General features: G+C 72.6%; 6 protein-coding genes. 1 reads left to right on the forward strand and 5 read right to left on the reverse strand.

Features of this window, described 5'->3' with window-relative positions:
• The 5 genes from ACOJUF_RS24855 to dacB all read right to left on the reverse strand — a co-directional run.
• Window positions 1-1,157: ATP-dependent metallopeptidase FtsH/Yme1/Tma family protein (locus tag ACOJUF_RS24855; RefSeq protein WP_420124484.1), on the reverse strand; the 1,157-nt coding region annotated here is incomplete at its 3' end.
• A 256-nt stretch (window positions 1,158-1,413) separates the two neighbouring features.
• The gene (gene hpt / locus ACOJUF_RS24860; RefSeq protein ID WP_420124489.1) at window positions 1,414-2,013 is read right to left on the reverse strand and encodes a hypoxanthine phosphoribosyltransferase; all 600 of its coding nucleotides are present in this window, start codon (window positions 2,011-2,013) and stop codon (window positions 1,414-1,416) included.
• A gap of 55 nt (window positions 2,014-2,068) precedes the next feature.
• The gene (gene tilS, locus ACOJUF_RS24865) at window positions 2,069-3,115 is read right to left on the reverse strand and encodes a tRNA lysidine(34) synthetase TilS (protein ID WP_420124485.1); all 1,047 of its coding nucleotides are present in this window, start codon (window positions 3,113-3,115) and stop codon (window positions 2,069-2,071) included.
• A 50-nt stretch (window positions 3,116-3,165) separates the two neighbouring features.
• Window positions 3,166-4,224, reverse strand: a complete 1,059-nt coding sequence (locus ACOJUF_RS24870; protein ID WP_420124486.1) for a zinc-dependent metalloprotease — start codon at window positions 4,222-4,224, stop codon at window positions 3,166-3,168.
• On the reverse strand, window positions 4,217-5,608 hold the full coding sequence (gene dacB, locus ACOJUF_RS24875; RefSeq protein WP_420124487.1) for a D-alanyl-D-alanine carboxypeptidase/D-alanyl-D-alanine endopeptidase: 1,392 nt from the start codon (window positions 5,606-5,608) through the stop codon (window positions 4,217-4,219). Before dacB ends, ACOJUF_RS24870 begins: the two co-directional genes overlap by 8 nt.
• Before the next feature lie 255 nt (window positions 5,609-5,863).
• Between dacB and ACOJUF_RS24880 the strand changes: the two genes are divergently transcribed.
• Entirely contained in the window at window positions 5,864-6,400 is a 537-nt protein-coding gene (locus ACOJUF_RS24880) for an inorganic diphosphatase (protein WP_420124488.1), read from the forward strand.
• Window positions 6,401-6,440: the final 40 nt, after the last annotated feature.

Raw genomic sequence — 6,440 nt, forward strand, 5'->3', positions numbered from 1 at the left:
CGGGCGGTCAGCAGGGCCGCCTCGTTGATCACGTTCGCCAGGTCGGCGCCGGACATGCCGACGGTGCGCTTGGCCAGCCCGGTGAAGTCGACGTCCGGGGCGAACGGCTTGCCCTTGGCGTGCACGGCCAGGATCGCCTGCCGGCCCTTGAGGTCGGGTTGGCCGACCGGGATCTGCCGGTCGAACCGGCCCGGCCGCAGCAGCGCCGGGTCCAGGATGTCGGGCCGGTTGGTGGCGGCGATCAGGATGATGCCGCCCTTGGCCTCGAACCCGTCCATCTCCACCAGCAGCTGGTTCAGGGTCTGCTCGCGCTCGTCGTGCCCGCCGCCCATGCCGGCGCCGCGATGGCGGCCGACGGCGTCGATCTCGTCCACGAAGATGATCGCCGGGGCGTTCGCCTTGGCCTGTTCGAACAGGTCGCGCACGCGGCTGGCGCCGACGCCGACGAACATCTCGACGAAGTCCGAACCGGAGATCGAGTAGAACGGCACCCCGGCCTCACCGGCGACCGCACGGGCCAGCAGGGTCTTGCCGGTGCCGGGCGGGCCGTAGAGCAGCACGCCCTTGGGAATTTTGGCGCCCAGCGCCTGGTACCGCGCCGGGTTCTGCAGGAAGTCGCGGATCTCGTCCAGCTCCTGGACGGCCTCGTCGGCGCCGGCGACGTCGGTGAACTTCGTCTGCGGCATGTCCTTGGTCAGCAGCTTGGCCTTGGACTTGCCGAACGAGAGGACCCGGTTCCCGCCGCCCTGCGCGTTGTTCATCATCCACAGCAGGAACAGGATGATCAGGCCGACCGGGATGAGGTAGATCAGCAGCGAGAACAGGGTGGACTCGCTGGTGACGACCGTGTTGTACCCGCCGGAGACGTTGGCCGCCTGCACGTCGTCGAAGATCTGCTCCCCGGCCGAGGCCGGGTAGTTGGTGTAGATCTGGTTGGACCCGTCGATCGGCTCGCTGAGCGTGAGCCGGAGCCGCTGCTCCTTGTCGTCGATCGTGGCCTCGGTGACCTTGCCGTCCTTGAGCTGCGACAACGCGACGGAGGTGTCCTGCTGTACGTAGCCGCGGGTGTCGTCGGCGAAGTAGCTGTACGTCAAGTACAGCACCAGCACGAGCGCGATCCACACCAGCGGTGAGCGGAGAAGACGCTTCTTGTCCATATCGCTCCGGGCCGGAATCGGCCTCGACCTCCCTGACGGTTCTCGAGTACGGGGCCGGCGAACCGACGGTTCACCCGTCGGAGTCGGGCGGCCTCGCACCACCGGGCGGCGCAACGGCGCGACCAGTGCGTTTCAGCCTACCGCCGGACCGCTGACGGTCCGGCTTGCTCGCCGATCGCACGGTTGAACGCTCCGTGACCCGCGACGGTTCCCCCGGGTGGTCCCGGGGTGGGCGATCTGACCCGATCCGGGTGGGTCAGCGGTACATGTGCTCCCCGAGCAGGCCCACGAAGGGCAGGTCCCGGTACCGTTCGGCGTAGTCCAGGCCGTAGCCGACCACGAATTCCGTGGGGATGTCGAAGCCGACGTAGCGCACGTCGACCTCCACCTTGACCGCCTCGGGCTTGCGCAGCAGCGCGACAACGTCGATGGCCGCCGGCCCTCGGGTGGCCAGGTTCTTGACCAGCCAGGACAGCGTCAGGCCGGAGTCGATGATGTCCTCGACGATGACCACCCGGCGGCCGGTGATGTCGCGGTCGAGGTCCTTGAGGATGCGCACCACGCCCGAGGACGAGGTCGCCGAGCCGTAGGAGGTGACGGCCATGAACTCCAGCTCGGACGGGATGGGCATGGCCCGGGCGAAATCGGTGACGAAGATCACCGCCCCCTTGAGCACGCAGATCAGCAGGGGCGGGGTGTCCAGCGTGTGATCGGCGGCGACCGCGGCGGCGAGTTCGGTGATCTTGGCCTGCAGCGCCTGCTGGCCGATCAGCACGGCGGACAGCTCGCCCGGGTAGCCGTGGACCGCGCCCGGGTCCCAGCCCTCACCCGTCGCGGCGGCATCGGCGCTGGTCACGATCGTCGTCAAGGGCGTGGCGCCGGCGTCGTAGCCGCCCGGCAATGGGGCGCTGTTACTGCCGTTCACGGGCTCTCCCGGGGGGCTCGGGCGGGTGCGGGGCGGTTCCTGACGGGTCCTGCCGAACTGCGTGCCAAGCCTGCCACCCGACGCGGTCCGGCGTCTCCCCGGGTCGCGGCGGCGAATCCGGCGCCGGTCCCGCCGGGGCCGCGTGCAGCCGGTCGCCGCGCCGGAGAACGTCGACCCCGCCGGGCAGCCGGACCTGGGCCGGGCCGGCGTCGTCGACGACCTGGGCATCCAGCCGCACCAGATGGTCGTGGGTCAGGGCCCGGGCTCCGCAGCCGGCCAGCCAGCCGCGCAGCACCCGGCGCCGGATCGCGGCCGGCTGCCCGACCAGGGCCCGCCGGTCGAGCTCGGGGCCGGCCGTGGCCCGGGCCAGGAGGGCGCCGGCGATGGTGTCCAGGGCGGCCAGGTCCTCGCTCATCAGGTCGGCGGTGCGGGCCAGCGCGGACCGCACTCCCCCGCCCAGCACGTCCTCCAGCAGCGGCAGCACCTCCGTCCGCAGCCGGACCCGGGTGAACGCGGGGTCCGCGTTGTGCGGGTCCCGCCAGGGCCGCAGGCCGGCCTCGGCGCAGGTGGCCTCGGTGGCCGCCCGGGTGACCGGCAGCAGCGGCCGGCCCCAGGGGCGCCGCCAGGGCCGCATGCCGGCGACCGACCGCGGGCCGGAACCGCGGGCCAGGCCGAGCAGCACGGTCTCGGCCTGGTCGTCGGCGGTGTGCGCGAGCAGGATCGGCGCCCCCGCCCAGGTGGCGGCCAGGTCCGCAAGGGCGGTGTAGCGCGCCTGCCGCGCGGCCGCCTCCGGGCCACCGGCCCGGCCGACGGTGACCGTCAGCACCTCGACCGCGGCGCAGCCCAGCCGCTGCAGCAGGTCGGCGGTAGCTCGGGCGCGGTCGGCCGAGCCGTCCTGCAGGCCGTGATCGACGGTCACGCCGATCAGGGGCCGGTCCGGCACCACCGCCCGCAGGGCCAGGACCAGGGCGAGCGAGTCGGCGCCGCCGGAGCACCCCACCACGAGCGGTCCGGCCGCCGCGTACGCGGCCAACCAGTCCCGGCAGGCCGCCCGGACGGTGTCCGGCCCGGCCGGTCGCGGGGTCAGCCGTGCACCCGCCGCACCCAGGCCGCCGGATCGGCGATCTCCGCCCGGGTCGGCAGCGTGTCCGGGGACTGCCAGACGGCGTTGAACCCGGCCATCCCGACGGTGGCGACGGCCTCGCGGACGAAAGCGCCGCCGTTGACGTACTGGGCCAGCTTCATCTCCATGCCCAGCAGGGCCCGGATGAGCCGGTCGATCGGCCCGGCACCCTTGCGCCGGCGCTCGGTGAACGACGCCCGGATGCTCGTCACGGACGGCACCACCGCCGGTCCGACCGCGTCCATCACGTGGTCGGCGTGTCCCTCGAGCAGGCTCATCAGGGCCATCACCCGGTCGAAGACGGCCCGCTGCTCGGGCGACTGGATGCCCTCGATCCAGGACGGCCGGCCCGGCTCGCCGGTGGTCTCGCCCTTGATCGCGGCAGCCGCGCGCTGCAGCATCCGGGCCGGATCGGGGTCGGCCTTGTCGGCGAACTCGGCGACCAGCGAGGTGAAGTGGTCGCGCAGCCAGGGCACCGCGGTGAACTGCAGCCGGTGCGTGCTCTCGTGCAGGCACACCCACAGCCGGAAGTCGGTGGGGTCGGCCGCGAGCTCGCGCTCGACCTTGACGATGTTGGGGGCGACCAGCAGCAGGCGCCCGGGACGGCGCGGGTCGCCGCCGAGCGGGTCGTACTGGCCGAGCACCTTGCCCGACAGGAAGCCCAGGATGAGGCCGACCTGCTGGCCGGCCGCGCTCCGGGTGACCCGCCCGGCCGCCCGGCCGCCCGTCGCCGCGGCCAGCCTGGCCACCGCGGGGCCGGTCAGCCGCTCCATGCCCTCGGCGGTGGCCGCGATCCAGCCGGGCCGGTCGACCACCTCGGCGTCGTCCACCGGCAGCCCGTGCCCGAGCGCGGTGGTGTCGCGGACGACAAGTTCGGCCCGGCGGGAGAACGCGCGCAGGTCGGCGACGGCGCCGGCGGCTTCGTCGGGGCTGACGGCCGGGCCGGTCGGGGCCAACCGCCGGCCGGCCCGCACCGCCGCGGCCCAGTCGACGGGTCCGGGCTCGACCCGATCAGGCACAGCCACAGCCCCGCAGGCCCGCGGCGACGGCGTCCAGGGCGGGCCGGGTGCCCGACCCGACCCCGTTGGAGACGAACGCGAAGACCAGGATCCGGTTGTCCACGTCCGGCACGTAGCCGGCCAGCGCGTAGGTGACCTCCAGGGACCCGGTCTTGGCCCGCACCCACCCGGCGCCGGCCTTGGACGCGTCGTCCTGGAAGCGGTCGGCCAGGCTGCCGGACACCCCGGCGACCGGCATGCCGGTGAGCAGGTTGCGCAGGGCCGGTGGGTCACCCTTGACGGCGAGCGCGACGACCTGGCCCATCACCGCGGGCGGCACCCGGTCGTTGGTGGACAGGCCGGAGCCGTCGACCAGCTCGATGCCGATGGTGTCGATCTTCAGGTCCTCCAGGGCCTCCAGGGTGGCGGCGGAGGCGCCGTCGAAGCTGGGCGGGGCACCCCGGGCGATCGCGACCTGCCGGGCCAGCGCCTCGGCCAGCACGTTGTCGGAGTTCTCCAGGGCCTGGGCCAGCAGCACCGACATCGGCTGCGACGACACCTGCCCGAGCACCTGGGCGTCCTCCGGCGCGCTGCCGTTGACCAGGGCCAGGTCGGGCTGGCCGAGCAACCGGGCCAGGGCCTTGCCGGCCGTGGTGGCCGGGTCGCCGGTGCGGACGGAGTTCTCGTTGGCCGGGTCCTCCCGGTCGCCGTCCACCATCAGCGGCTGCATCTTGGTGATGTATCCCTGCGCGCTGCTCTGGGTGCCCCGGATGTCACCGGTCTGCCAGCCGTCGGCCAGCTCCGGCCCGGTCCAGTAGTCGGTGTCCAGCACGATCCGCTTGACGTCGACGCCGCTGGCCCGCACCTGGGCGGCCAGGTCGGACATCAGCGGGGCGCCCTTGTACACGGTGTCGGTGCCCTCCTTGCGGGCGGACAGGGTGACGTCCCCGCCGCCGACCAGCACGATGTCCCCCTCCTGATCGCCCTTGACGACCTTGGTGACGAACCGGCTCGACGGGTCGACGGAGGTCAGCAGGGCAGTGCCGGTGAGCAGCTTCGCGGTCGACGCGGGCAGCTGCGGGGCGGTGGAGTCCTTGTTCCACAGGACCGTGCCGCTCTCCGGGTCGATGATCACGCCGCTGAACTGGGCCAGGTCCGGGTTGGCCAGCTGGGCGGAGAGCTGGGACTCGATCCCGGCGGTGCTCGGCACCTTGTCGGACAGGGCCAGCGGGGCGATCTTGGGCGCGGGCGCGGTGACGGGCGGGTCCACCACCTGCGTCGTGGACGTGGTGTTCGACGCCGACCCCTCGGATCCCCGGGTCCCGACGTAGACCACCACGCCGACCGCGATCAAGGCCACGACCACGACGGCGGCGATGATGCCGATCCGCCGGGACCTGGTCACTGAGGCCACTGCACGTCCTCCTGCGCCGCTCCGGCCGGCCGGCCCAGGAGTCCCGGGGCCGGCGGCACACGTGTTGTGTCGGGAGAGCCACACCGCATCCGATGACGCATCGCGAGCCCTTGTACCCGGTCCAGACTAGAGTCTGGTGGGTCCTGATCCAGATCATGCGCCCTGCCCGGACGGATCAGGTGAATATGGCGTTCGGTTCAGGTGAGGACTGCGGCTGCCGTCCTTCCGGTTGAAAGGTGACAGCACGTGGAGTTCGACGTGACCATCGAGATCCCCAAGGGAAGCCGCAACAAGTACGAGGTCGATCATCATTCGGGCCGGATCCGGCTCGATCGGACCCTGTTCACGGCGACCCAGTACCCGGCCGACTACGGCTTCATCGACGACACCCTCGGGCAGGACGGCGATCCGCTGGACGCCCTGGTGCTGCTCTCGGAGTCGACGTTCCCGGGTTGCCTGGTGACCGCGCGGGCCATCGGGATGTTCCGGATGACCGACGAGAAGGGTCCGGACGACAAGGTGCTGTGCGTGTCGGCGAACGACCCGCGGCAGTCGCACCTGCAGGACATCGGCGATCTGAGCATCTTCGAGAAGCTGGAGATCCAGCACTTCTTCGAGGTCTACAAGGATCTGGAGCCCGGCAAGAGCGTCGAGGGCGCCAACTGGGTCGGCCGCAAGGAGGCCGAGGAGGAGATCCGCGTCTCCTTCGACCGCGAGACCAAGCGGCTGGCCGCCGAGCACGCGATCGCCACCGGCGACGGGCACACGCACCGCGAGGGCTGAGCCCGCCTGCCCGCCCGACCCCTGCCGCGGGCGGCCGCAC

The sequence above is a fragment of the Nakamurella sp. genome, assembly GCF_048594475.1.
Classification (GTDB): domain Bacteria; phylum Actinomycetota; class Actinomycetes; order Mycobacteriales; family Nakamurellaceae; genus Nakamurella.